Annotated in this window: 22 protein-coding genes; 16 read left to right on the forward strand and 6 right to left on the reverse strand. The window is 47.8% G+C overall.

All coding sequences use genetic code 11. The features are described from left to right. On the forward strand, positions 1-1,350 hold the full coding sequence (locus tag NO352_RS24105; RefSeq protein WP_289356949.1) for an ABC transporter substrate-binding protein: 1,350 nt from the start codon (positions 1-3) through the stop codon (positions 1,348-1,350). Between the two features lie 71 nt (positions 1,351-1,421). On the opposite strand, the gene NO352_RS24110 is transcribed toward NO352_RS24105, so the two are convergent. Further along, the gene (locus NO352_RS24110) at positions 1,422-1,895 is read right to left on the reverse strand and encodes a MarR family winged helix-turn-helix transcriptional regulator (protein WP_005543371.1); all 474 of its coding nucleotides are present in this window, start codon (positions 1,893-1,895) and stop codon (positions 1,422-1,424) included. Positions 1,896-2,208: 313 nt separating this feature from the next. Here NO352_RS24110 and NO352_RS24115 point away from each other — a divergent pair, with 313 nt between their 5' ends. The 3 genes from NO352_RS24115 to NO352_RS24125 all read left to right on the forward strand — a co-directional run bounded on the left by NO352_RS24115 (position 2,209) and on the right by NO352_RS24125 (position 4,778). After that, positions 2,209-2,907, forward strand: a complete 699-nt coding sequence (locus NO352_RS24115) for an ABC transporter ATP-binding protein (RefSeq protein ID WP_289356950.1) — start codon at positions 2,209-2,211, stop codon at positions 2,905-2,907. Then, positions 2,907-4,247: an ABC transporter permease gene (locus NO352_RS24120; protein WP_289356951.1), complete on the forward strand. Its 1,341-nt coding sequence runs from the start codon at positions 2,907-2,909 to the stop codon at positions 4,245-4,247. Before NO352_RS24115 ends, NO352_RS24120 begins: the two co-directional genes overlap by 1 nt. Before the next feature lie 111 nt (positions 4,248-4,358). Beyond that, complete coding sequence (locus NO352_RS24125; protein WP_005543367.1) at positions 4,359-4,778, forward strand: hypothetical protein; 420 nt, start codon at positions 4,359-4,361, stop codon at positions 4,776-4,778. A 44-nt stretch (positions 4,779-4,822) separates the two neighbouring features. Here NO352_RS24125 and NO352_RS24130 read toward each other — a convergent pair whose 3' ends face one another. Continuing rightward, the gene (locus tag NO352_RS24130; protein ID WP_268620923.1) at positions 4,823-6,097 is read right to left on the reverse strand and encodes a BaiN/RdsA family NAD(P)/FAD-dependent oxidoreductase; all 1,275 of its coding nucleotides are present in this window, start codon (positions 6,095-6,097) and stop codon (positions 4,823-4,825) included. A gap of 175 nt (positions 6,098-6,272) precedes the next feature. On the opposite strand from NO352_RS24130, the gene NO352_RS24135 reads away from it, so the two are divergent. From NO352_RS24135 to nadE, 5 genes are all read left to right on the forward strand, one after another. Next, positions 6,273-8,063, forward strand: coding sequence for an ATP-binding protein (locus tag NO352_RS24135; protein WP_289356952.1), 1,791 nt, complete (start codon positions 6,273-6,275; stop codon positions 8,061-8,063). Between the two features lie 43 nt (positions 8,064-8,106). Continuing rightward, positions 8,107-8,877: a hypothetical protein gene (locus NO352_RS24140; RefSeq protein WP_278000066.1), complete on the forward strand. Its 771-nt coding sequence runs from the start codon at positions 8,107-8,109 to the stop codon at positions 8,875-8,877. A gap of 55 nt (positions 8,878-8,932) precedes the next feature. Further along, positions 8,933-9,043, forward strand: a complete 111-nt coding sequence (locus NO352_RS24145; protein ID WP_005543361.1) for a hypothetical protein — start codon at positions 8,933-8,935, stop codon at positions 9,041-9,043. A 197-nt stretch (positions 9,044-9,240) separates the two neighbouring features. Further along, positions 9,241-9,675 (forward strand): BrxA/BrxB family bacilliredoxin, encoded by a 435-nt coding sequence (locus NO352_RS24150; protein ID WP_005543360.1) that lies wholly within the window; start codon positions 9,241-9,243, stop codon positions 9,673-9,675. An 87-nt stretch (positions 9,676-9,762) separates the two neighbouring features. Further along, complete coding sequence (gene nadE, locus NO352_RS24155; protein WP_289356953.1) at positions 9,763-10,572, forward strand: ammonia-dependent NAD(+) synthetase; 810 nt, start codon at positions 9,763-9,765, stop codon at positions 10,570-10,572. A 143-nt stretch (positions 10,573-10,715) separates the two neighbouring features. On the opposite strand, the gene NO352_RS24160 is transcribed toward nadE, so the two are convergent. Continuing rightward, the gene (locus tag NO352_RS24160; protein ID WP_005543358.1) at positions 10,716-11,138 is read right to left on the reverse strand and encodes a hypothetical protein; all 423 of its coding nucleotides are present in this window, start codon (positions 11,136-11,138) and stop codon (positions 10,716-10,718) included. 262 nt (positions 11,139-11,400) lie between these two features. Between NO352_RS24160 and NO352_RS24165 the strand changes: the two genes are divergently transcribed. After that, positions 11,401-13,662, forward strand: a complete 2,262-nt coding sequence (locus NO352_RS24165) for a purple acid phosphatase family protein (RefSeq protein ID WP_289356954.1) — start codon at positions 11,401-11,403, stop codon at positions 13,660-13,662. Between the two features lie 219 nt (positions 13,663-13,881). Here the strand turns inward: NO352_RS24165 and NO352_RS24170 are convergent, their stop codons facing one another. Together NO352_RS24170 and NO352_RS24175 are read right to left on the reverse strand one after the other, a co-directional pair. Then, a complete protein-coding gene (locus NO352_RS24170; protein ID WP_005543355.1) occupies positions 13,882-15,255 on the reverse strand; it encodes a Na+/H+ antiporter NhaC family protein in 1,374 nt (457 codons plus the stop codon). Positions 15,256-15,345: 90 nt separating this feature from the next. Continuing rightward, positions 15,346-16,260, reverse strand: a complete 915-nt coding sequence (locus NO352_RS24175) for an alpha/beta hydrolase family protein (RefSeq protein WP_289356955.1) — start codon at positions 16,258-16,260, stop codon at positions 15,346-15,348. A gap of 184 nt (positions 16,261-16,444) precedes the next feature. On the opposite strand from NO352_RS24175, the gene NO352_RS24180 reads away from it, so the two are divergent. From NO352_RS24180 to murB, 6 genes are all read left to right on the forward strand, one after another. Next, positions 16,445-16,831, forward strand: a complete 387-nt coding sequence (locus tag NO352_RS24180; RefSeq protein WP_005543353.1) for a GntR family transcriptional regulator — start codon at positions 16,445-16,447, stop codon at positions 16,829-16,831. After that, positions 16,828-17,703: an ABC transporter ATP-binding protein gene (locus NO352_RS24185; protein ID WP_289356956.1), complete on the forward strand. Its 876-nt coding sequence runs from the start codon at positions 16,828-16,830 to the stop codon at positions 17,701-17,703. The genes NO352_RS24180 and NO352_RS24185 overlap by 4 nt, the downstream gene beginning before the upstream one ends. After that, positions 17,693-18,721 carry an acetoin ABC transporter permease gene (locus NO352_RS24190; RefSeq protein ID WP_289356957.1) on the forward strand — a complete coding sequence of 343 codons (1,029 nt, stop codon included), beginning with the start codon at positions 17,693-17,695 and terminating at the stop codon, positions 18,719-18,721. Before NO352_RS24185 ends, NO352_RS24190 begins: the two co-directional genes overlap by 11 nt. A gap of 89 nt (positions 18,722-18,810) precedes the next feature. Further along, positions 18,811-19,737 carry an ABC transporter ATP-binding protein gene (locus tag NO352_RS24195; RefSeq protein ID WP_005543350.1) on the forward strand — a complete coding sequence of 309 codons (927 nt, stop codon included), beginning with the start codon at positions 18,811-18,813 and terminating at the stop codon, positions 19,735-19,737. Beyond that, the gene (locus tag NO352_RS24200; RefSeq protein ID WP_289356958.1) at positions 19,730-20,686 is read left to right on the forward strand and encodes an ABC transporter permease; all 957 of its coding nucleotides are present in this window, start codon (positions 19,730-19,732) and stop codon (positions 20,684-20,686) included. The genes NO352_RS24195 and NO352_RS24200 overlap by 8 nt, the downstream gene beginning before the upstream one ends. 408 nt (positions 20,687-21,094) lie before the next feature. Further along, entirely contained in the window at positions 21,095-22,012 is a 918-nt protein-coding gene (gene murB / locus NO352_RS24205; protein WP_289356959.1) for a UDP-N-acetylmuramate dehydrogenase, read from the forward strand. Positions 22,013-22,883: 871 nt separating this feature from the next. Here the strand turns inward: murB and bioA are convergent. After that, a complete protein-coding gene (gene bioA, locus NO352_RS24210) occupies positions 22,884-24,257 on the reverse strand; it encodes an adenosylmethionine--8-amino-7-oxononanoate transaminase (RefSeq protein WP_289356960.1) in 1,374 nt (457 codons plus the stop codon).

The raw sequence follows: 24,257 nt of genomic DNA on the forward strand, positions 1-24,257 counted from the left end.
GTGAAAAGAAAGGGCTTATCATTTCATAAAATTAAGATGTTATCATTTTTGATCCTATTTCTATTTACGGCTTCCGGGTGTGATGAACAACCTTCGATTATGCATCAGGTGCAGGCTGATGATGAGCACATCGCGGAGGCTAAGCCGCCTTTATCGATTACGGTATGGTGCTTCGAAGAACAGTACGCCGACTATGCCAAGAAATTTGAAGCCGCGCATCCAGGGGTAACCGTAAATGTGAAGCGGTTCTCATATAAGGATCATGCGGAAGCCTACTTGGACGCCTTGGAGCAGGGATATGCACCGGATGTGATGGAGGTAGGCCATGAATTTCTGGGGGAATTCAATGGGATACAGGGCTTGGTTGACTTAAACGCCCCCCCTTTTCAAGCGAGCGAATTGAAGCCTGATATATCTCCAGACTTATGGGACACGGGATTATCCTATGATAACAAGCATCTCATTGCCCTTCCGATTACAACTTCGCCGCTCGTCACCTTTTATCGCAAGGATATTATGGAGCGTTACGGGTTCCCTTCAGAGCCAGAAAAGCTAGCTCTTTACATGGAGGATCCAGATCGATGGCTTGCAATGGCGAAGCGGCTGAAGGAGCATGGAATTTACCTGCTGCAATGGGATCGTGAGCCGCTGCAATGGTATGAGTCGATGTTCCCGCTATTAAACAGCCGCCTTCAATTTAATCGAAACAATGCAATGATTGCCCAAGGGTTGCTTTTGTCACAGCGTGTAAATGTGCAAGGGCTGGATGCCAATGTAGGGGTGTGGACAGAAGCGGGAACCGAAGCGCTTAGGAAAGGGAAACTGGCCATGGTGTACTTAGGATCTTGGGGGGAGCGGCAATTGGAGGAGTGGGCTCCGCATACGAAAGGATTGTGGAGAGCGACACGACTGCCAATGAAACTGTATGGCTATTACACAGGCTCGTCGCTCATTATGCCTGAACAGGCTAGAAATAAGGAGCTGGCATGGTCGTTCATGAAGAGTGTATTTTACGGAGTGACAGATGATTCGACAGTGGCTGCTTATTTGCCTTCTCGCAAGGTATTGCTGGATCAAGAACGCCATAGTCAGTTTCTAGGTGGGCAGCAGGCAGACCGATTATATATGGAGCTGGCTTCGAAGATGAAAGAGTTCCGACCAACCCCTCTCGATAAGCAGGCAGCCGAATGGTACCGCAGTGTAAAGCAGAGAGGAATTGAGAATAATACATTGCCGGATGTGATTCTTAATCAGATTGAGAAATTGATTGAACAGGGACTGCAGCAAGAGAGGCGTGTCATATTACAATATTCACGTGCGTTGTTCAAAACAATGGACATTACGTCATAAATGGCAAAGGCGGAAGAGTATAATCTCTTCCGCCTTTGCCTGTTGTTGTGGCCCATTATTGCAATGGGTGATTATGACCCCTTCTTTGTGACCAGACTCAGCCGTTCAGCTTGTATCCCAAGCTTTTTGAGCAGTTGAATAGCATCGTTCTTTTCTTCAAGTGTCAGACCGCTCATGGCACGCTTCAGCAGTATGGAATGCTTCGGGAATACCCCTCGCATTTCCTCACGTCCTTTATCTGTCAGCTCGGCAAAAATGACACGTCGATCAGTCGAACAAGGATGGCGGCGAAGCAAGCCGTTGCGTTCCAGCTTATCAATGACATACGTAACGTTGCCGCTCTGAAGCAGGAGCTTAGAACCGATTTGTTGAATGGGCTGAGGCCCTTTATGATAAAGCATTTCAAGTACAGCAAAATCAGTTGGGTTGTATCCTTCGACTTTGCACCCGGCGGCTGAGTGATCCGTAACGCTTTTGAATGCTTTGGAGAAGACACGGAATAGGTGCAAGGCAGCTTCGGTCTCGTGATCGATTCGTTCAGACATACGAATCCCCCTCATTACTTGGTTTACCCTATCATCGTATATCGAAGGTGACGGGAGATTAAATGTCATTTGTCACACTTGTGAAAGACTGAACAAAAAAATTTTGAATTGTTCAAATTTAGGGTGGGCGTTTTTCCTTGCTCAGGTGTGCTCAGACTTCAAAATGGTTGTTGAGGGCCATTTTGAATGAATTTTTATGGCATTTCATCGAGATATGGATATGTGCAAGATTCTCGTTGATAGAGTAAACTGATGGCTAGGAGTAAGATATGATGGGGAATAGGGCTAGATCTAAGAATAAGGGGGAGATCCCATGGTTGTTCTTGATGCAAGGATACGATCTGCAGGATATGAAAAGGGCGAATCCAAAATAAATAACATTGCATTTCAAGTAGAAGCGGGACAATTAGTTGGTCTTATTGGACCTAATGGAGCGGGGAAAAGCACCACTATCAAGTCTGTGCTAGGCATTATGCGGGATGTCGAAGGGATTGTACGGATAGGGGATGGCAATGGCACGTATGCATACGTGCCGGAACAGCCCGTACTTTATGATTCTATGACATTATGGGAGCATATAGAGCTTGCTGCTTCTGCACATGATCTGCCGCGTGAACAGTTTGAGAAGCAGGCTGAGTATTTGCTGAAAGAATTTCAGATGACAGAGGTGAAGCATCACTTTCCGACGAGCTTCTCGAAGGGAATGCAGCAGAAGTTGATGCTGATAATCGCCTTCATGCTGAAACCCTCTTTGTACATCGTAGACGAGCCTTTCATTGGCTTGGATCCGCGTGCAACAAGGAAATTTCTACGTATGCTGGAGGAGGAGCGCAAGCGTGGAGCGGGTGTGCTTATGAGTACGCATGTACTCGACACCGCAGAACGTGTGTGTGACAGCTTCATTCTGCTGCATCAGGGCAGTGTTGTGGCACGGGGAACATTTGAAGAAGTGCGGCAAATAAGCGGCCTGCCGGATGGGACATTATTCGATTGTTTTGAGGTGTTGACATAATGGACAATGAGGAAAGGATTCTTCCAACTCGCCCATTGTCTACGATGAAGGTAACATCACCACGAACGCTTGCCTTCCGTCGATTTTGCGCGAATACAGTGTATCAGTGGAGAGCGCTGCGAATCGCATTGGATTGGACAGTATGGCTATATATTGTTGTTCCGATACTGCTGCTTGGGATGAAATTCTATTGGGGCTGGTGGGTTGAACCACTGGACGCCGCGTGGTTGAAGCTGTCTATTGTAGTCTGGCTGCTGCCACTTGTGCTGCCCATCTTAAGCGGGACACTTCGTACATGGGTTGAGGGTGGAGATATTTTATTTCTGCGACAGCGTCCTCATTGGTGGTACCCGCTTGTTCGCTTTGGGCTATGTCAATATCTGTTGCGAAGTGCAATCATAACCGCAGCTATCCTATTGCTGCTTGCACCTTGGCTCATTCGCGGTTATGCTTTCCTCCCTATAGACTTAATCGTGATAGGCTTTACGGTCTGCTGTTTGTCCTTCTTAGCTGGACTTATACGCAACTATAATAATGCCGTCTATTCAGGATGGAAGCGATTGTTGATCGATTTGATTATAGCCTTAGTTGCTATCGTATTGTTTGGCATCATCTTGTACTCGCTGCAATTTAATATCAGTGTCGTATTCGTTTATGGTGTGGTGCTTTTGTTCATCAGCGTTCCGTTAGTTCGCTGGCGTATCCATGTCCAGCATACATTCGAACAAGATGTCGAGCGGGAAGGGGAGGCCAAGATGCGCCTGACTGCCTTGCTGCTATCGCGAAGTGTGGAGAAGCCGCAGCGGCGCAAGCGGACACGACCATTGCTGTTTCCGAAATCAGGCTACATCATGAGCACCAACGATTCAGGGCGCCTCATTGGGGCAATTGCCGTCAAATCTCTTCTTCGAAGCGGAACAAAGCGCAAGTTTTATTTGCAGCTGCTGTTGGTTGGAGTAACGGCATCCTTCATCACATCGCTTCATGGACTGTTCATACTGATTGGACCAGTATTGTGCGTCATCCTTGGATACTGGCTAAGTCTGTACTGGAAGGAGTTCATAGAAGGTGACGTTGCGTCGATGTTCCGTTTTCGCTCGGAGAGTCTGCAGCAGGCATCGGCACATATGGCACGTGTATTATGCGCGGTGCCGGGTGCGCTGTGGGGGCTTGCGGCAGGTCTTGCCGCCTCACCGATTATGCTGCCTTTATATATTGCGGGCGGTGGTCTAATGGCTGCCTATATCGGCTCCGTAATTGTAATGATGCGTGGCTGGAAGGAGAAGAAAAAGCTGGCGGAGGAGAAAGAAGCGGAAGGAAATGTATTTTCTAAGGAATAGACGCCATTTACCTCCATTTCTGAGTTCAGCCAATTGCAGCCAGATTATGTGCATGTTCCTTCTGGCGGACGGGTATATTAAAGGAAGTATATTCGAATAGGAGGAACGAGGATGCAAGATACGACTGCAATTCGGTTCCGATTCTCGGATCCAGCAGGTGCAAGACTGGCGTTTGATACGCTGGAGGAGCTGGGTTACACACCTGCTTACGACAGTGCCAGCGGCACAGTACTGCATATTCATGTCGATAAACAGGATTTGACCTCTGCGCTCGAAATAGCAGAGGCGCATGGCGGTCAGCTTGTAGATGAAGCGAATATGACGGAGATGTCTGTGATGGATCAAGCCTATGGTATGAATTACATTCCAATCCCCGCTCATATGGTCAATGAGGATTGGGCGGATGATGATCGATATGCTTCCGTTAGACGCAACCCGAGTCATGATGACTTGTCGCATCGTGATGAGGAAGCTTATGGAATGTTTGATGATGAGCCCACGAATCATTTTCCGGGCGGCATCCATATCTGATAGAAGATGAACAGCCTGCTCCCTTGAGCAGGCTGTTCGCATGATTAGAACTGATGCATGTTTTGAACGGCAGCGTGCATACCGGCTGTATATCCGGTTGCAAAGGCTGCTGTTATGTTATAGCCGCCCGTATAACCATGCACGTCTAGTATTTCTCCACAGAAGTATAGTCCTTGCATTATTTTTGATTGCATTGTCTTCGGATCGATTTCCTTAAGATGCACACCGCCTCCAGTTACGAAGGCCTCCTCTATAGATAGCGTCCCGTTTATCTTCACAGGGAAAGCCTTTATCAATCGACACATATCCTGCCATGGCTGCTTCGGAATGTGGTCATAGGTTGTTCCCTCATCGATACCGGTTTGTTCAAGCAGCAGTGGAATCATGCGTTCAGGGAGTATATGCTTAAGCACATTCTTGATTGCTTTCTTCGGCTCTTGGGCACAGATGTGAAGCGAATCACGGACAAGCTCGTCCAACGACAGCTCTGGTTTTATATCGATAGTGACTTGGACTGTCTGAAGTCCGGAGCGCTTCAATTCCTTCACTACGAATTGGCTGCAGCGAAGGGCAGCGGGGCCGGATATACCGAAGTGGGTAAAGAGGAGGTCGCCCTCATGCTCGATCAATTTCTTCCCTTTGCTGTTCCATACCGCAATGCGAATATTGCGCAAGGATAGGCCTTGCAGCAGCTTCTCGCGAATAAAATACGTGTTGGAGGTCAACGGTACTTCTGTCGGATACAACTCTGTAATTGTATGACCGGCAGCTTCTGCCCACGCGTAGCCGTCTCCTGTAGAGCCTGTATGTGGAACAGACTTGCCTCCGGTAGCCAATACAACTGCGTTCGCATATAGTGTTGTTCCATCCTTGAAGAAAACCCCCTGGACGGCGCCATCCTCGAATAACAAATTGGCTACAGGCTGATTAACGCGAATCGATACACCTAATCGGCGTACTTCGCCTAGCAGCGACTCAACGACCGTTTTGGCTTTATCTGACACAGGGAACATGCGGCCGTTATCCTCTTCCTTTAAAGCAATCCCGAGCTTTTCAAAAAACGCAATGATATCCTTATTATTGAAATGATTGAACGCGCTGTGCAAAAACCTCCCGTTTCCAGGGATATGCTGAATCAGCTCGTCCAGTGGTTTATTGTTCGTCACATTACAGCGTCCTCCGCCGGATATGGCCAGCTTGCGCCCAAGTCGATCTCCCTTATCCACGAGAACCACCTTGGCTCCACTGCGCGCAGCGGAGATGGAAGCCATAAGACCAGAGGGGCCGCCGCCCACGACGATAACATCGGTTCTTTCCATTTCATACTCCTTTGACAGGTCTAAAATACGCTCTGCGTATTCGGGTACTGAAGCCTATTGTATCGCAAAAACTAAAACTTCGCTAAAACGTTCAACAGCTCCATTGAAAAGACAAATATTTTATGCTTTAATCAAGCCAATCCTACCATCTCTATCATATCAAGAGGAGAACTGTATGTACGTAGCACTTAAGGAAATCTTATTGCAAAGCCTTATTGCTTGCATACCCGCGATTGCTTATCAAGTATGCTCCATGAAGCCGGAGCGAGTGCCACGCGCTCCTCTCGTCATTGGATTGTCTTCTGCCGTGTCCATGCTGCTTTGTATCGTATTTTCCTTTTATACGGAAACACCCCAGCCGTTTGATTTTCGATTTTTACCCTTTATGCTTGGTGTAATGTATGGCGGGCACCGAATTGGACTGCTCATGATCGGGCTCTATTTGAGCATGCTTGGATTTTTTTATCAAGATGGACATCCTCAGAAGTTATGGAGCGATGCGCTCATTTATATGATCCCTCTAATGTTTGCTTTTATTAATTCTTTCCGTCATTCCGGCTTCCGTCAACGCGTCGCTATTATTTTGTCTTTTTCCTTTGCAGGAATCATTCTATATTCAGTGGTTTATGGTGTTCTGCTATGGAGTCATGAAAGAGTGATAAATGGAAGCGTGCTTCTGTTGATGATTATGCTGGGAGCGGCTTTTATTCTTACTGCTTACTTAGTCGTGTATTATATGGAGGAAACGAGGGAGAAGCTGTTCCTTGAACAAGGGTATGAAATCGTCTCCGCGAAATACCGCGAGGAAGCAGAGAAGATGAATCAACTGATTAATACAACACCGCTCGGTGTCATTGCGGTTGATGCACAAACGAATATTACAGCAGTTAATGATATGATGCTGCGCAGCATGCGGAATACCGCGCCTTACGTGACGAAGGGGGATATTCTTGGTCGTCCGTTCCGCTGTCTAGTCACGCAGGTGGGAGACTTTCCATCCTTATATGAAGGCATGTATCGTGCGCTCGGCGGTGAGAAGGTAGAAGGTATCGTGGTTAGGTTCGATGAAAGGGAATACGTAGTGAGCGCCGGCGCAATTCGTAGTCAAGCAACTGGAGCGATTACCGGTGCTGTCGGAATGATGCATGATATAACAGAACTGTCGAAGCTGCGTGCAGAGCTGGGCAGAATGGAACGATTGAGTCTGGTCGGGCAGATGGCAGCAAGCATCACTCATGAGATTCGCAATCCAATGGCGGTAATTCGTGGATTCATGCAGCTGCTGCAAGAGAAAAGTCCAGACCATCTTAGAGAATACTATCGAATCGTTATGGAGGAGATCGATAGAGCGAACAGCATTATTAATGACTTTCTTGCATTAGCACAGAACCGAATTGTAGAGAAAGAGCATGTTCATCTTCATGATATTATCCGTCAGTTATCGCCGCTGCTATGGGCGGATGCCAATATGAGGGGGCAAGAAGTAGCATTGAAGCTTTCAGAGGATGTGCCGATTTTCCCAGTAAATGTAAAGGAGATGAAGCAGCTTATCCTCAATTTGTCCCGCAATGCGATGGAAGCTATGGAGGAAATGATGTCCGGAGGCGTGCTTACGCTCGAAACGCGGCTAGACGGAGACCACGTACAGCTTCGTATCAAGGATACAGGGCCGGGTATTCCAGCCGATATCGTCGGACGTCTGTTCGAGCCATTCTATACAACGAAATCGAAAGGAACTGGTCTCGGTCTGCCGTTGTGCCTGAGCATCGTCGAGCAGCATGATGGAACGATTAAGGTGAATACGGGAGAGGGTGGAACAGTTTTTGAGGTGAATTTTAGCCTCGCAGAGAAGGCTCGCTCATTCCTTCATACTCCTGCAACAGAACAGACCGCTAACAGGAGTCAACAGGTGCAGATGAATCATTTACAGCAGCCGGATAAAGAAGAGGCATTGAACCCCGTATAGACTTTCGTTAATATGAAGCTTGGAGGTGGATCAGGTGAGCGTCATGCAGCTTGGCAATATTACGATTCATTGGGGACTGCTCGTCAGCCTGCTGGCTTTGCTTCTGGCAGCTGGGGCTATGACGCTTCGGGCTCGGGCGGAAGGCGGCATCTCTCGACGCTATGGAGACTGGACAATGACAGTTATCCTCGTCATCATCCTCAATGAGAAATTCGGATTTTTGTGGGATACGCCTTCAATCTTGTGGCAGCAGCCACGTTCGCTGCTGTACATAACAGGCACTTCCACAGAGGGGAATATTCTGCTTATCCTCGGCATCATCGTGTGGACGACCTTATACATACGCAAACATCAGCTGTCTTATACTGTTCTGATCGATCTGCTTGCGCATAGTATGTTGACTTATGTTGCAGCTTATGGCTGGATCTATACGATCAATGGCGGGCATGCTCCCGGATTTACACCGCTTCTGCAAATTAGCGGCTTCGAAGTGGGGGGAATACCGCCGGCAGAGACACTCGGCTGCATTGTACTCCTTGCCTTGCTATGGGCCCGTCAGCGAAAGTTGGGCTTGTTAATTGACGCGCAAATCACCTTAGTGGTGTGTGGAGTGGTAGGAATGCTTGGAAGTTATGCATACGGGGAGGGAACGCCATGGCTTTTCCTGACTGTGGATCAATGGATTTTCAGTGCGATGCTAGTGGCAGGATACTTCGTAACTCGCTATAGGGAACGAGAAATACAGCATCAGGATGTGCAGGATGAAGCCTCTAAGATGGCAGAAATGAGAGAGCCCCCAGCTTCACAAGGATAGGTCGATTCCAGCTTGCGCATAATAGAACCGACTTTGTGAAAAGGAGGCCTATGCGATGAGCCAAGATTCAAAGGAACAGCGCAAGCAAGACAAGCAAAACAGCGCTGCAAATGATACCTGCGGAGTCGATAAGAAGTTGAACGGCCCGAACCGTCCTTCTACGTAGAAAGGATATGTCCAAGGGCTTCAAGCTTCCTCAGCAATGAGGGCCTAACTGGCAGAAGTCAGCGAGCCGGAACCGATATCGGTTTCGGCTTTCCCTTGCTTTACTTCCCTACAAGTGGTTACAATAGTAGCGACAGTGTCCGATGGTACTCATCCACTGGCAACGGAATTATTTATAGAGTTAGGAGTGAAGTAAGGATGTCCATGTCTTTTGAGCAATATATGCGTGATATGGTTCAACCTATGCGTGACGAGTTAACTTCCATCGGCTGCATTGAGCTGCGTACACCAGAGGAAGTGGAAGAGAAGCTTGCTACAGCGAAGGGAACAGCTCTTGTTGTTGTCAATTCAGTATGCGGTTGTGCCGCTGGACTGTGCCGCCCAGGTGTGCGCAAGTCGCTAGAGCACGATGCTGTACCGGATCACTTGTTTACGGTATTTGCAGGGCAAGACAAGGAAGCGACGGCTAAGGCTCGCGAATACTTTGCGCCGTATCCGCCTTCTTCTCCATCGATTGCGTTGATGAAGGACGGCGAATTGGTGCATTTTATTGAGCGTCATAATGTGGAGAATCGTTCTGCTGAAGAGATCGCTGCTGATCTGACAGCTGCGTACGATAAGTTCTGCCGCTAAGTTCACAATGCCCCGCATCTAGCTGATGCGGGGATTTCTATAGAATTGTAGGCCAAGCACCGATGCTTGTAGGAAGGGGACGGAATCATGAGTTTGCAGCAAGAGATTATTAAGCGTTTCAATGTACAGCTACAGATCGATCCAGATGCCGAGGTGCGCAAGCGGGTCGACTTCTTGAAGCAGTATGTGTTGAATACAGGGACGAATGGGCTTCTAATCGCGATTAGCGGCGGGATTGACAGTGCGGTAGCAACTGGACTGTGCAAGCAGGCGACAGATGAATTGACTGCGGAGACGGGCAAGGAATATATGACGCTTGGCGTGTTCCAGCCATATGGCACGCAGGCGGATATTTCAGACAGTTACGCTACTGCGAAAGCATTCAATTTGCAGCACACGGTAGAAACGAATATTGCGAAAGCGGTAGATGAAGCCGCTCAAGAGGTAGAAGCAGCGCTTAAGCAGCTGCCGAATGCACGCACACTGGGTGTTCCAAATAAAGGGAATATGAAGGCTCGTACGCGGATGGTGGTTCAATACGCGCTTGCATTTGATATGAATTTGCTCGTAGTAGGTACGGATCACGCATCTGAAGCGTTGACTGGCTTCTATACAAAGTGGGGAGATGGCGCAGTGGATATTACGCCATTGTCATCCTTGAACAAGCGTCAGGTTCGCTTGCTTGCCAAGCATATCGGTGTCCCAGCAAGTGTGATCGACAAGGCGCCAACAGCAGGTTTGTGGGAAGGTCAAACTGATGAGAAAGAGCTTGGCATTACGTACGAGCATAATAGCGATTATCTCGAAGGCAAAGCAATTCCAGATGACGTACGTGAAAAAATCGAGCGCCAATACCGGAAGACAGAGCACAAGCGCTCTCCGATTCCGGGCATCTAACGGAATAACAGGCAAACCGCTGATAAGCAGTTACCTACGATAGAAGGCAAGCATCGCTCTGGATGCTTGCCTTCTTGTATTTATTGGGCTTTCCGGACTTTACGATATACGGCATGCCAACTTTATTGCGCTTTCACTTCCGGTTATATCGCGCGAGGATGTACATCTTGGGATACACCCCGCCAGAATACTCCTTTTAAGCGAGGGCGCGCGGCCTGCGTCAGTGCTGCGCATTGTTCCGCAAGCAAGCTGCCTAGCTTCAGGCAAGCTTTAGACAATGCAGATTCTGAGCCTGCGGCTACGAGCAATCCGCGGGATTCCAGATAGGCGATGACGATCTCATCTTCTTGAAGCTTGCGCTTCAGACGAAATGGGGATTCTGGATGAAGAAGCTGCTGTTCTGTATATATAAAAATCGAATTTTCAGGATAAAGCGTATGCTCGATGAATGGGAGATGACATGAAATGACTTCTTGATGAGTGAGTGACACCAGAAGATTCTGAAGTGTGGAAATAGATTGTTTGACATTAGCGTTCGCGCGTGTGTCCGAATATAGAGTAGTCATAGGTATCCTCCTTGCTGACTGTGTCTGCATACAGCGTTTGTGCGCTGTTGCGATGAAGAGCGTTATCTGAGAATTACCCGTATTCTATCAGATTGAACCGAAAAAACAAGTGAACAGGATGTGTCGGTGTGGCAGCACAGTGAATAAATCAATAGCCCATTTATTCCATAATATGTATAATATAAGTGACTGGCTTTGGCATTTTCCTGTTGTTTATTCAATATCGAGGCATTTAATTTATTGAATGGAAAGAGGCGATGGAATGGGGAAGCGTTTTTTGCTAACGAATGGTTATCGCGTGTTTTCGGTATGGGTAGCGGTTATGCTGGTAGTTTCCAGCATGGGCTCTGCTTACGCACAGGAAGAATTGAATGCGTCCGCAAGTGCAGAGATTGCGGCCAAATGGGAATTTGCGAACATAAAGAACGATCCGGGCACCTTCTATGCATCGTCCGGTTTATTCAAAGGCTCCGCTACGCTTTCCCAAGAGGTTGGCGGGAGCTCCAGAAAAGGATTTACATTTGATGAGAGCGAAAAGAGCATCCGTTATCAAGGATGGGACAAGGGCAAAGGCAAGAAGGCTTGGTTAGCCTCCTTGTCGACGAAAGGACTGGAGCAAATTACGGTATCTTCGCAACAGAAGTCCTCCAGTACTGGGCCTAAGGACTTCAAGCTTCAAATCAGCACGGATTTGGCCAAATGGACAGACGTTGAAAAAGGAGCGCTTGTACTTAGCACGGAATACAGTTCTGCCGGATCGTTAAACGGTATTGCGCTGCCAAGCGGAGCAGCCGATCAGGAGCAATTATATATTCGTTGGGTTGTAAACTCCGATTCCAGAGTAGCAGGCAGCGGCTCGATCGGCGACACCGGTTCAAGCCGGATCAAGGATATCGTTGTTTATGGGGTACCCAAAACGAACAGCTCTTTCAAGGCGCCGCAGTTATTAAGCATGACTTTTAACGGAGATACCAAGACAAGCTTGGCGTTTGCTTGGTATACGCCGAAGGAGATAACCGGCACAAAGCTGCAGGTGGTCGAAGCCTCCGAAATGGTGAACGGCGCATTTCCGGAAGCAAAGGCGATTACTTATACCGGGAGTTCCGACATTATCGAGACATTCATGGTAAAAGGCGATCGATCCTCCAATAAAAAAACGAAATTCGCAAGCCATAAGGTCATTGCCAATAATCTAAAGCCGGGAACGTTATATCATTATCGGGCAGGCAACGGAGATGCGGATGGATGGGGGGCTCTCGGATCATTTACGACGGATCAAGCGGATAATCGGGAATTTCATTTTATCGTAGGATCGGATTCGCAAGCCTCCAGCAAATCGACATTCGAGCTCTGGCAGGATACATTCCGCAGAGCGATCGAGCATATTGGGGATCCGAAGTTCTTTCTATTAACTGGGGATTTAGTCGACAATGGTGATTTGGAATCGCAGTGGCAGTGGTTTCTGGGTCTCCCTCAACAGGAATTTGCTCGAGTGCCGTTCGTGCCTGTGCTTGGCGGCCATGAGGTGAAAGACTACGATGGAGACGAAACTACGGACAATAACAACTTCTACAACCATTTTCATTTGCCGAAGGATGTTGTAAAAGGTACTCATGACGGTTCTGTATACGCGTTCGAATACGGGGACGCGCTCTTCATGCAATTTAACTCTCAATTTGAGGGAGGATTGAATAAAAAAGGAGAATTGGAATGGGTAGATCCCGAATTCAACGCCCAATTGGATTGGATGAGAAATCAGGTTGCGAGAACCGATAAGAAATGGAAATTCGTTTCGCTCCACAAAGGTCCTTACTCGGCAGGTGACAATGCGGGACAGTGGGAAGACGGCCGTATCCGATTCTACAAAAAATACTTGATCCCCGTTTTCGATGAGATGGGAATTGATATTGTGTTCGAAGCCCATGACCATATGTATATGCGATCCTACCAAATGCTCAATGATAAGCCGATCAAAAACGTGGTGAAGGACAAAGAGGGAAATGTAGTCGATCCAAAAGGCACCGTATACCTCATGACAAACTCAGTAGGGGGAAAATTTTACGAAAAACATCCGGGGTATGACGATTATTTTGCAGTCATTGACGCACAACCGTTCAAAAAGATGTTCACTGATGTTTCGATATCGAATGATGTTCTGAAATTCACGTCCTATACGGCGGCAAAGAACGAGGGAATTAAGAAGTACGATGAGTACAGCATCAAGAGAACGGACGTCAAGCCTGCCAAAGTAGAGAAAGCGAGCCTAAAGTTCGAAAGCGGAAATGCAATTCTGTCGTGGAGTCTTCCTGCTGTTACGTCGGATGTAAGAGGTTTTCGAATTTATGAGCAGGATGATAAGGTGGGGAAAAATTGGAGTCTGTATGTCCCTGCCCTTCCAAGTCAAGCCGATTATAGTTATGTGCTTAAGAAGGTGGATTCTAAACAAAGCTACCGCTTTGTTATTAAGGCGGTCGGAGCAAGAAATAATTCGGATCCCGTTCAGGTTACTCATGGCAAGCAATAAGCTTGGCGAACATTGGGAAGCTTCGGAATTGCGGCTTGAAAGACAAGAGAGCGTGAACATCGGCTGCAGGCAAGCTTAGTCACATATTCGATATCACACTGTATTGAACTGATAAAAGCAGAAATAAATAAACCGGTTCCTACTGGCATAGTAGAACCGGTTTATTTGTATTGTTGTCGCTTTTTAGACAATTCTCTTCGCCATGATCTTACAATAGAGTCACGGTTGTAATCCTTGCACCGTTGAAGCAGGTGCGGACGTCAGCTTGCGTGGACGTTTGTGCCGAATCATCCATGACACGAGCAGAGTCCAAATTGGAGTAACCCAAAGGAAGACTGCAAACGGTGCATAAGCATGGACAGGAATGCCCAATATTGTACCGCACAGTACTGCAAGCAAGTTCCAAGGAATAATTGCGGCAAAGACGAGCGCGCTGTCCGCGATCACTCTTGCCAGTTGTTCTTTGGGAAAACGCTCCGACCACAGCGGCATCACGCTCCGTCCTGCCATCATAATCGGCAGTGTCTGCGTGCACGATACAAGGGTTAATGACAATCCAAATAAGCCGACCCGGACGGTTGCTCCTGGCAGGGAGCTGTTCCGGCCGATAAAGGCGGCGATATATGGCTCTAATGAACGAGTAGCTTCTAAAACGCCATTGAATGCGCCAGCGATCATAATAAATAGGACAAGCTCTATCATTTGCAGCACGCCCTTCGTATGAAGAGAAGGGAGCTCGGCATTTTCATATCCGAACAAGAATCCATTCAGCCACTCTGCAGGCGTCGCGCCTTGCAGCCATGTACCGATCACGAGCGCGACAATAATGGACATGGTAAAGGCGATGCGGGCTTGCAGTCGGAATACGATCGCAATAATTAAGACAGCAGCAGGTGCGAACAACCACGGACTAAAGGTGAAGTGGCTGTGGAATGATTCCATGCGCAGAGCTTGTTCGGGTACAGTCCACTTGCCCTGGGTATCGAACCACATGAAGAATACGGTAGCTGAAGCCAACGCAAGCAGCGTAGTAGGCACGAGAGCTGAATATTGCCGACCGACACTTGTTCCTGTTGAATCCGCGACAAGACGGTGCGTGCTGGAGAATGGCGAAGTCCGGTCTCCGACAAATGCACCTGAAATGAGTGCCCCTGCCATAAGCGGTAAGGGAACGCCAGCAATAGCAGCCACACCCATCATAGGAATGCCCACGGCACTAAGTGTTCCAGTTGATGTCCCGAGCAGCATGGAGAAGATCGTGGAGAACCAGAACGTAAGTGTTGTCATGTAAGCAGGCTCAATCCAAGACAATCCTTGTTCAATGAGATAAGGAATTGTTCCGCTTATGGTCCATGCCGGGATCATGAGACCAACCATAATAAGAATCCAGGCTACTCCCAGTGTGTGCTTGGCGCCATCTCTCATATAACGAAGCAGGGATGTCCATGCGTTGCCTTGCCGGCGAGATAAGTATGTAAGAACGATGAAGCCGAGTGCAAATCCAATAAGGAGTGGAATATGAAGCAAGTAAGCTGCAGTCAGTCCTGCAATAGTAGTCATAATGACCGTAATCAGCTGTTGTTTGGATAACATGGCTATTAGGCAACTCCTGTCTTATCACTCTAATGCTGCATCAATGATGCAACCAAATCATACATCACAATGATTTTTAGCAGATTACGTTCAAGTTGTACTGTCGTTCCTTGCCGGCTGGCCGGATACACAGTGGTGAAGCCATTCCACAGTGGCTTCGATTGCAGCTTCAAGCGCTGGGGTCGTGCCTTGGAAGGGATGGACGGTGTTGAAGGTATGCCCGGCGCCGTCTATGGTTATCCATTTTGCCCCGGTATAGTTCTGAACAAGCTTCGCCGATCCTTCACGGAATCCAGGCAGATCATCGGAACCTTGGACAAGAATAAGCGGAAAATCAGCATCCTTGATACGTTCTATCAGTGCGTATCTTTCCACGTTGGACTCCAAATCCTCCAGCATAGCTCGATCTAATGGCAAAGCCTCTTTAGTGCGGGCATTAATTACGGCAGAACGTCCAGATTGCCTCATTTCCTGCTTCTGCTGTTCCGTGAACAGATCCATATTCGTAACTCCGTTCCACGAAATCACGCCGCTAACTGCATGGGGATGATCAAGTGCATAGAGCAGGCAGGTGGCGCCGCCACGACTGTGGCCGAGCAGGTAAATAGGTGTATTTGGCAATACATCATATTCAATCCCCTCAGATATTATCCACTGGCCAAATTTTTCTGAACGAATCCAGTTGAAAAGAACGTCTATATCTTCTTGCTCTCGCTGATAGGTGTTCACAGAAAACCGCTCAGGCTCATCGAATCGATCGAGTGAGGGGCCCACACCGTTATATGTAAAATTAATGGTTAGGGTCAGAAGTCCGCTGCGTTCAGCCAATTGCTTGCCGACGTAAGGGAACATGCCCCAATCCTTGAATCCCTTGTAGCCATGGGCTACAAGAAGTACACCTGCTTTTGACTTCTCCTTCGGAACGAAGGTGCTGCCAGGAACGAAGGCATCGCCGCGCAATATGCGATCCTGCCCTTCCCATGTGAGCGTAAATGAATGTCTCATTAATCCGACCCCCTTGGTCTGACTATATCCAGCCATATTGTAACACAAAATTAGAAGAATGGAGCATGTCATTCCAATATATGTCTTGACATTTTTAGGCTGAAGAGTGTACTATGTGTACTAGTTTCAGTAGTACACTCTAAAATTTAATCAGGATCGATTGAATATATGAAAGGAGGCCGCCATGTTTCGATTACAAGAACACAGCGCTACCCCTATTTATGAGCAGATCGTCGAACAGATGAAAGCTCTGGTTGCACAGGGAGCGCTGCAAAGTGGAGACAAGGTGCCGTCCGTAAGGGAGTTGTCAACAATGCTGTTAGTGAATCCAAATACAGTAAGCAAGTCCTATCAAGAATTGGAGCGCCAAGGAGTCATCATAACGGTTCGGGGCAAGGGCACTTTCATTGCGGATACACCTGCTCCTCGCATGGCTCATGAACGAATGGCGAAGCTGAAGGATGAGTTGAACCGCATTGCCGTTGAAGCAAAGCATTTGGGGCTTGCTCGGAAAGAATTTATAGAGATGGTGGAGCAAGCTTCTGTGGAATGGTGGAGGGATGAATCATGATGCAAGTGACAGATGTCCATAAAGCGATTGATGGGAAACCGATCCTTCGCGGGGCAAGCTTTACGATAGAACCGGGAAAGATCACTGGATTAGTAGGACGCAATGGTGCTGGAAAAACTACGCTGCTGCGTACCTTGGTCGGGATTTACGATCCGGATCATGGCAGTGTCTTGTTTCATGGCACGGATATTCATAAACACGCAGCATGCAAGCAGGAGGTGGTATTCGTACCCGATGCCCCCACTGCGCTCGAAATGTATACGATACGTGAATGTGCTGCGTGGTATGGAATGATCTATCCGAACTTCGATCTGTTCTTTTTCACGTCGGCAATGGAACGATTCAAGCTGCCGATGAATAAGCGGGTTCGCACCTTGTCCAAAGGGATGAAAATGCTGTTCAGCACGGCGCTTGGACTAGCGACCAAGGCGAAATTAATCTTATTTGATGAGCCGACCAATGGTGTGGATGCTGTGGCTAAAAAGCAGCTGCTAAGCTTAATTGTGAACTCGCTTGATGAACGTAACTCCATTGTGATTTCCTCACACATGCTTGGTGAGCTCGACCGGATGGCGGATACTGTAGTGCTGCTGCAGGAGGGAAGAACGGATGATGTATGGGAGCTGGAGCATCTGCGTGAGCGGATGAAAAAGATGCAGGTCGTATTCAATGGAGATAAGCCTCCAATGTGGCTGTATCGAGCGGATGTGTTCGTCTTACAGCAGGTTGGTCGGGTAAATACGGTCATCTTGGAAACCGATGAGGCGATGGCCGCATTGCAGGAATTGAATCCGCTTCTCGTCGATGAACTCCCATTGACATTAGAGGATTGGTTTATCGGAAAGGCGGGAGGTAACGACGATGAAGCATAGGCTGTTCGTAAAGGCGCTCTGGTGGAAGGAGTATCGCCATACGCGGGTATTGCTGTGGCTCATGCTGCTGGCAAGCTTTATGTCAATTGTATATCCACACATGCGGATGCTGTGGTTCTCTACACCTAAGGAAAAGGATGCATTTGTAAGATTTATAAAAAGGTATCCTGATGACGTTGCTTGGGACCTATTGAGAGATTATGGTGGTACCATGTTGTTGTTCTTAGTATTTGGAGGATTTTTATTGTCAATTTGGCAATTAGGCTATGAACGACGCAATTATGCCAGTGAACAGGTTTTTGCGCTTCCTTATCCAAGATGGTTGCAGTATATAACGAAATGGATGGTTGGCTGCACATATATTGTATTTGTTGTCGCGATTATCCTTGCACTCGATATTGCCATAATCAAGCTGTCGGAAATAGGGGAGTATGTGAACGTTGGAAGTTTCATTATACGCGGATTTCATATGGTTTTTGTTGCAGTGTCTACGTTTACGTTTTCAATGTTTATTGGTTCGTTTACAGGTTCATGGACGATGCAGGCTTCACTTTCAATTATTAGCTTGTTCCTATTTGAATTCTTCAAAATGATGCTGCAGCAACTCCTTTTTATTTTCATGATTACTCCGTCGTATACCACTTTAAAGACTCGAGGTACGGTGTGGGAGAATTTCAATATATCAAACTGGGTTTTACATGAAAATGGTAAGATTTTATTTGAAAATGGTAACTACCCTTACACAGTAGTGGCGGCTACCAGTATCGTCCTTTTTATCATAGGGACGTTGTTTTATTCGCGTAATCGACTTGAAAATAACGGAAAACTCATTATTTTCCCGTTTATTGAGAAAGCATTCATTTTATGCTTTGTCCTGTGTGCTTTACTGCTTGGCGGTAGTATCGGATATGATGCGCTGTCGCCAGGGAGAACCGGTTATATAGTTGGAGCAGCACTTGGTGGTGCTATTGGTTACCTGATCATTCGTACCCTTACTCATATGCGAGTTAGACTCTAGGTTGGAGGGAATGAGATGGTAAGTTGTTATACTTCCATCTCGCGGCAGAATTCCATAAAAGAGATTCACTGACAGGAGGTTCGTATCGTATGAGCACAGAAGCAGTCCTTCAGCTCCGCAATGTTACCAAACGAATTGGCAAGCGCACGATTGTAGATCAGATGTCCTTTGATGTCCCGGCAGGAGAGGTATTTGGATTTCTCGGGCCCAACGGTGCTGGCAAGACCACAACAATTCGTATGATTGTAGGCTTAATCTCAATGACATCTGGCGAAATCTATGTGAAAGGAATTCCTGTACATAAGCAATTCGAGCAGGCGATGACCCATATTGGCGCAATTGTGGAAAATCCAGAAATGTACAAGTTTTTAACAGGGTATCAAAATCTTGTGTATTACGGCAGACGGCACTCTGGCGTAACAACCGAACGGATTCATGAAGTAGTGAAGCTCGTAGGGTTGGAAAATCGCATTCATGAAAAAGTTAAGCGCTATTCACTCGGCATGCGTCAGCGGCTTGGGGTTGCTCAAGCGCTGCTGCACAAGCCCTCCATTCTAATTCTTGACGAGCCAACAAATGGCCTGGATCCTGCGGGAATCCGCGAACTGCGTGATTATTTGCGCAACTTGGCGCATAAGGAAGGCATCAGTATCGTCGTATCCTCTCATTTATTGTCTGAGATGGAACTGATGTGCGATCGAGTTGCAATAATTCAGACGGGCAAGTTAATTGATGTTCGATCTATTAAGCAATTAAAGGAGCAGGCGAACAATCAACATATCGTGATTGATGTCGACAATCCGAAGGAAGCCAGAGCGCTGCTGTCGATGATGATGGCCGATCTAAGTATGCAGATCGATGGCGGGCAGCTTCACGTTTCAGCGGGGCGCAAGCAAGTTCCAGAGCTGACAAGGGCGCTTGTGCATGCAGGCATCGATGTCTATGGCATTCATGCGGCGAATCAGTCACTGGAAGATCAATTCTTGGAGCTGACAGGAGGAGAGCATATTGTCTAGCTACTACAGCCTCATTCAGAACGAGAATATGAAAATCTATCGCCGTCCGCGTACGTGGGTCATGATTGGGCTATTAATGGCAGCCATTGTGCTGCTGACGTCCATTATGGAAATTGACCAAGATCCGCGCAGGGGAGAGGGCTGGCAGCAAAATTTGATTCAAACAAATGAACATTTGAAGCAGAAGCTGGCGGATAATAGTGGAGAGATAGATCCGGAAGCGAAGATGGAGATTGCGAATCAGATTCGCCTTAATGAATACCATTTGGAGCATCAGAGCAATCCGTATGCGTTGAACATATGGAGCATCGTGAATCTCTCTTCGAAGCTGATGTTTGTTGTCATTTTATTCACTGTTGTAGTCGCGGCAGACATGTTTGCCGCAGAGTATTCGTGGGGGACAATCAAGCTGCTGCTAGTCGGGCCCGCCTCGCGCACTCGCATATTATGTAGTAAGTATGCAGCGACTCTCCTATTCGCAGTAATGCTTACTATCGTTAACATTGCGTTTTCCTTCTTGGTAGGCGGCGTTATTGAGGGATTCGGCGAATTCTCTCAACCTCTCATCAGCATCGGACAAGAGGGTACGATTGTGGAAAGCTCAAGGCTGCTTGCCTTGGTGCAAGATTATGGCTTCGGTATCATTGAGCTAGTGATGTTCACGACATTGGCATTTATGATATCTGCCGCATTCCGCAGCTCGTCCATGGCTATCGCCTTTTCTTTGTGCTTCTTGATCGTTGGAGGCAATATGGCGGCATTTTTCGCCCATTACAATTGGGGGAAATATATATTGTTCGCAAACATCAATTTACGACCGTATTTCGAGGGGACGCCGCTTCGCCCGGATATGACGCTCGGATTTTCAATAGCCGTACTGCTTGTTTACTTTGTTGTTTTCCATGTCGTTTCATGGCTCACCTTTACCAAGAGAGATGTAGCAGGATAATAAAGCAACTGCAATTATCAAGTCCGCCTATTTGATAGGCGGTTTTTTTATAGGTGCATATTTTGGTTGTTTCAACTTGCTGCCCCTTGGTTTTGTGTGATACCAGCAGTAATTGTTGTAGCCATTCGCCCATGTCCGTGCATATGCTGAAGCAGAGGCATCCCGCAAAGCTCCATTTCATAAGACTAGGGACATAAATACAGGTTCGGACAAGGGGTGACTTTTGCCATCTTAATTGTCTTCGAAAATTTGTTATACTGGAGTGTATGCAAGGATAAGTATAGATTATTAATGGTAAAGAGCTTGGCATCAATGAACGCTCTAGTGATGTTACTGGCTATAATGGAAGTAAAGTAAATGAATGAAATATGATCGCTGTATGAAAAAGATAGGTAAGGATGGAATCGCATGAATAACCTCATAGAACGGTATCATGAATTACGGAAATGGATTGCGGAAGATTCGATCAAACAAGGTGAATGGCTGAAGGAACATACTTATACCCGAATGGGTGGCAAGGCTGATTTGTATGTAACACCAGATAATTATGAGTCACTGCAGGTTGTCATTGACTATGCGCGACAGCACGATCTGCCGTTGACGATTCTTGGGTTTGGCTCCAATCTAATCGTCAAAGATGGAGGAATTCGAGGCATTGTCGTCAATTTGAACAAGTTAAACAAGATTGAGCGCAGTGGAGATCAGATCATTGCGCAAAGTGGTGCGGCGATTATCGACGTGTCGCGTGCGGCACGAGAGCATCATCTGTCTGGATTGGAATTCGCTTGTGGCATTCCGGGTTCCGTAGGTGGAGCATTGTACATGAATGCAGGAGCCTATGGCGGTGAGATTGCAGATGTATTGGAAAGTACATTAGTGCTTACTCCTGAAGGTGAACTGATTCGACTCACGAAGGAGCAGCTCGAACTGGGTTACCGTCGCAGCAACATCGGCCTGAATGGATATATGGTTCTGGAAGCGACATTCTCGCTTACGCCAGGGGATTATGATGCAATTAAGGCAAAGATGGATGAACTGACATTTTTGCGCGAGTCTAAGCAGCCGCTTGAGTACCCGTCCTGCGGTAGTGTATTTAAGCGTCCTCCAGGGCATTATGCCGGTCAGCTCATTCAAGAATCCGGTTTGCAGGGGACGCGCATTGGCGGTGCGGAAGTATCAACTAAGCATGCTGGATTCATCGTCAATGTAGACAACGCGACTGCAAGTGAGTATATCTCGCTCATTCGCCACGTGCAGAAAACAGTCAACGAACGGTTCGGCGTCGAACTCGAAACCGAAGTGCGCATTATCGGCGAAGACGAATAGATCGATCAGTCGATAAATCGTGTGTAAACAGTATCTCGACCCTTTTCTGTTGCAAGATGTTACAAGGTGTTGCAAAGAGTTGCAAAGACCCAAAAGCCAAAACAGCCAAAACAGCCAAAACAGCCAAAACAGCCAAAACAGCCAAAACAGCCAAAACAGCCAAAACAGCCAAAACAGCAGAAGAGGTACGGCATCGCGAACTGAATACTTAAATGGATGGAGCCCTATGGGACACCAGAGTGCAATTTCAGCTTGAATGGAATATCTCTGGCACACCTATAGGGCTCTTCATGTGTAATGAAGTTTGTTCTCCGTTCGTTGTCCTCATTTGATGGAAAAAGTGGCGGAATGTCCATTGTAAAGTGGACACACTTTTAGAAAAGAGATAAACTTCTCCTTACAGTTTGACTTCTATATATAGTGTTTTTGTTTTAATTATGCGCAATATATAGAAAAATTCCTTACTCAAATAACATATGCTACAATGTCCACCTTTGTATGGACATTTTTGTGGTTTGTCCTCCCTATAGATACATAGCACAAACAAAATGAATACCTACATATCTTGATATAACTAGATATGTTCGCATAGTTAATAAATGCTCAATTGCTTCGACGGTAATCTTGTGTCTAACCACGTAACTGTCTGCATACCTATTCGGATGACTATCGGCATGTTCGTCTATAGAGTATATGGTGCTCTTCTGCATACTAACGGTGTAATTGTCGATGGCATCTATTTTGTACATTAATCGCGTAACCGTCTATGGTTTCTAATCGATGTCTATTTACGTTCATTTTAAGGCGATTTTCCGCTATGTCTGCTCGTGAAACTATCCGATGTAGCTATTATCCGACGTAGCTATGCATCCTAGAAGGAAGCAGGCTGCAGTACGCGGTGGAGCACACGGATCGTTCGTGCGACAATGTCGCGGACATCGTCTGGCGTGGCGCATAGCGGCAGCCAGAAGTAGAGGGTGTCCCCGAGCGGGCGGAGGATGAGTCCCTCCTCGAACCCCGCCTCGTACATGCGCGTCCCGATGCGCAGCTCGCGCGGGAATGGTTTGCGGCGTTCGGCGTCTTCGTACAGGTCGAACGCCGCAACGAGGCCGATCTGCCGCACATTTGCCACGTGGGGCAGATCGGCAATGCCGCGCATAGCCTCGCTGAGCGCGGCTATGGCGCCCTGCGCCTGTTCGAGCGTACGCTCCTCCTCGAACAGGCGCAGGGAGGCAAGGGCCACGGCGCACGCCACCGGATTGCCGGTGAAGCTGTGGCCGTGGAAAAATGTTTTCTGCGCCGCGTAATCATCATAGAACGCGGCGTAGATGCTGTCGCGGCACAGCGTAGCCGCGAGCGGCATGATGCCTGCGGTCAGCCCCTTGCTGAGGCACATAATATCGGGGCTGACCCCGGCGTGCTCACAGGCGAACATCCTGCCTGTTCGCCCGAACCCTGTTGCGACCTCGTCCGCAATGAGATGGACATCGTACGCCGAACACAACTCGCGCAAGCCCTGCATATAAGCTGCAGGCGTCATGATCATGCCGCCTGCACCCATCAGCATCGGCTCAACGAGAATACCCGCGATCGTATCTCCTTCGCGCTCGAACAGCTCGCGCACCGGCGCGAGTGCCGCTTCTGCGACCTCCTGTTCGCCAGCAGGCCCGGACATGCGCGCGGCGCGCATATCCGGCGCAGGCACACGGTGGGCATGGAACAGAAGCGGCTTGAACAGCGAATGATAGAGCGGTACGCCGCCTACACTTACCGCACCCAATGTATCTCCATGGTAACTGCCTTCCAAATAGACGAACTTCGTCTTCGACGAGCGTCCGATCTGCTGCCAATATTGGAAGGACATCTTAATGGCCACCTCCACGGCAGTCGAGCCATTATCCGAATAGAACACTTTATTGAGTCCTTCCGGGCTGATTTGCACCAGCTTTTCCGCAAGCTCAATGCCAGGGGCATGCGTTAATCCGCTGAACATGATGTGGTCAAATTGCTCCAACTGCTCAGCAATAGCTGCCTTGATGCGGGGATGCCCGTGTCCGTGCAAATTGCACCACCATGAAGACACGGTATCGTAGTAACGCCTCCCCTCCGCATCATACAGGTACATGCCTTCAGCTCGCTCAATCAGCACATGATCGCGTTCGGCATACTCCTTCATTTGGGTGAATGGATGCCAGACATAGATTCGATCCTTGTGCAGAAGCGCTCTCCTTCTTTCATTTTCCAT

It is taken from the genome of Paenibacillus sp. S-12 (assembly GCF_030363895.1).
Taxonomy (GTDB): Bacteria; Bacillota; Bacilli; order Paenibacillales; family Paenibacillaceae; genus Paenibacillus_B; species Paenibacillus_B alvei.

What these genes read in the sequence shown, in the direction of transcription:
- NO352_RS24110 (WP_005543371.1), bottom strand. Translation starts at nt 1,895, where the DNA reads ATGTCTGAACGAATCGATCACGAGACCGAAGCTGCCTTGCACCTATTC.
- NO352_RS24115 (WP_289356950.1), top strand. Translation starts at nt 2,209, where the DNA reads ATGGTTGTTCTTGATGCAAGGATACGATCTGCAGGATATGAAAAGGGC.
- NO352_RS24120 (WP_289356951.1), top strand. Translation starts at nt 2,907, where the DNA reads ATGGACAATGAGGAAAGGATTCTTCCAACTCGCCCATTGTCTACGATG.
- NO352_RS24125 (WP_005543367.1), top strand. Translation starts at nt 4,359, where the DNA reads ATGCAAGATACGACTGCAATTCGGTTCCGATTCTCGGATCCAGCAGGT.
- NO352_RS24130 (WP_268620923.1), bottom strand. Translation starts at nt 6,097, where the DNA reads ATGGAAAGAACCGATGTTATCGTCGTGGGCGGCGGCCCCTCTGGTCTT.
- NO352_RS24135 (WP_289356952.1), top strand. Translation starts at nt 6,273, where the DNA reads ATGTACGTAGCACTTAAGGAAATCTTATTGCAAAGCCTTATTGCTTGC.
- NO352_RS24140 (WP_278000066.1), top strand. Translation starts at nt 8,107, where the DNA reads ATGCAGCTTGGCAATATTACGATTCATTGGGGACTGCTCGTCAGCCTG.
- NO352_RS24145 (WP_005543361.1), top strand. Translation starts at nt 8,933, where the DNA reads ATGAGCCAAGATTCAAAGGAACAGCGCAAGCAAGACAAGCAAAACAGC.
- NO352_RS24150 (WP_005543360.1), top strand. Translation starts at nt 9,241, where the DNA reads ATGTCCATGTCTTTTGAGCAATATATGCGTGATATGGTTCAACCTATG.
- nadE (WP_289356953.1), top strand. Translation starts at nt 9,763, where the DNA reads ATGAGTTTGCAGCAAGAGATTATTAAGCGTTTCAATGTACAGCTACAG.
- NO352_RS24160 (WP_005543358.1), bottom strand. Translation starts at nt 11,138, where the DNA reads ATGACTACTCTATATTCGGACACACGCGCGAACGCTAATGTCAAACAA.
- NO352_RS24165 (WP_289356954.1), top strand. Translation starts at nt 11,401, where the DNA reads ATGGGGAAGCGTTTTTTGCTAACGAATGGTTATCGCGTGTTTTCGGTA.
- NO352_RS24170 (WP_005543355.1), bottom strand. Translation starts at nt 15,255, where the DNA reads ATGTTATCCAAACAACAGCTGATTACGGTCATTATGACTACTATTGCA.
- NO352_RS24175 (WP_289356955.1), bottom strand. Translation starts at nt 16,260, where the DNA reads ATGAGACATTCATTTACGCTCACATGGGAAGGGCAGGATCGCATATTG.
- NO352_RS24180 (WP_005543353.1), top strand. Translation starts at nt 16,445, where the DNA reads ATGTTTCGATTACAAGAACACAGCGCTACCCCTATTTATGAGCAGATC.
- NO352_RS24185 (WP_289356956.1), top strand. Translation starts at nt 16,828, where the DNA reads ATGATGCAAGTGACAGATGTCCATAAAGCGATTGATGGGAAACCGATC.
- NO352_RS24190 (WP_289356957.1), top strand. Translation starts at nt 17,693, where the DNA reads ATGAAGCATAGGCTGTTCGTAAAGGCGCTCTGGTGGAAGGAGTATCGC.
- NO352_RS24195 (WP_005543350.1), top strand. Translation starts at nt 18,811, where the DNA reads ATGAGCACAGAAGCAGTCCTTCAGCTCCGCAATGTTACCAAACGAATT.
- murB (WP_289356959.1), top strand. Translation starts at nt 21,095, where the DNA reads ATGAATAACCTCATAGAACGGTATCATGAATTACGGAAATGGATTGCG.
- bioA (WP_289356960.1), bottom strand. Translation starts at nt 24,257, where the DNA reads ATGGAAAATGAAAGAAGGAGAGCGCTTCTGCACAAGGATCGAATCTAT.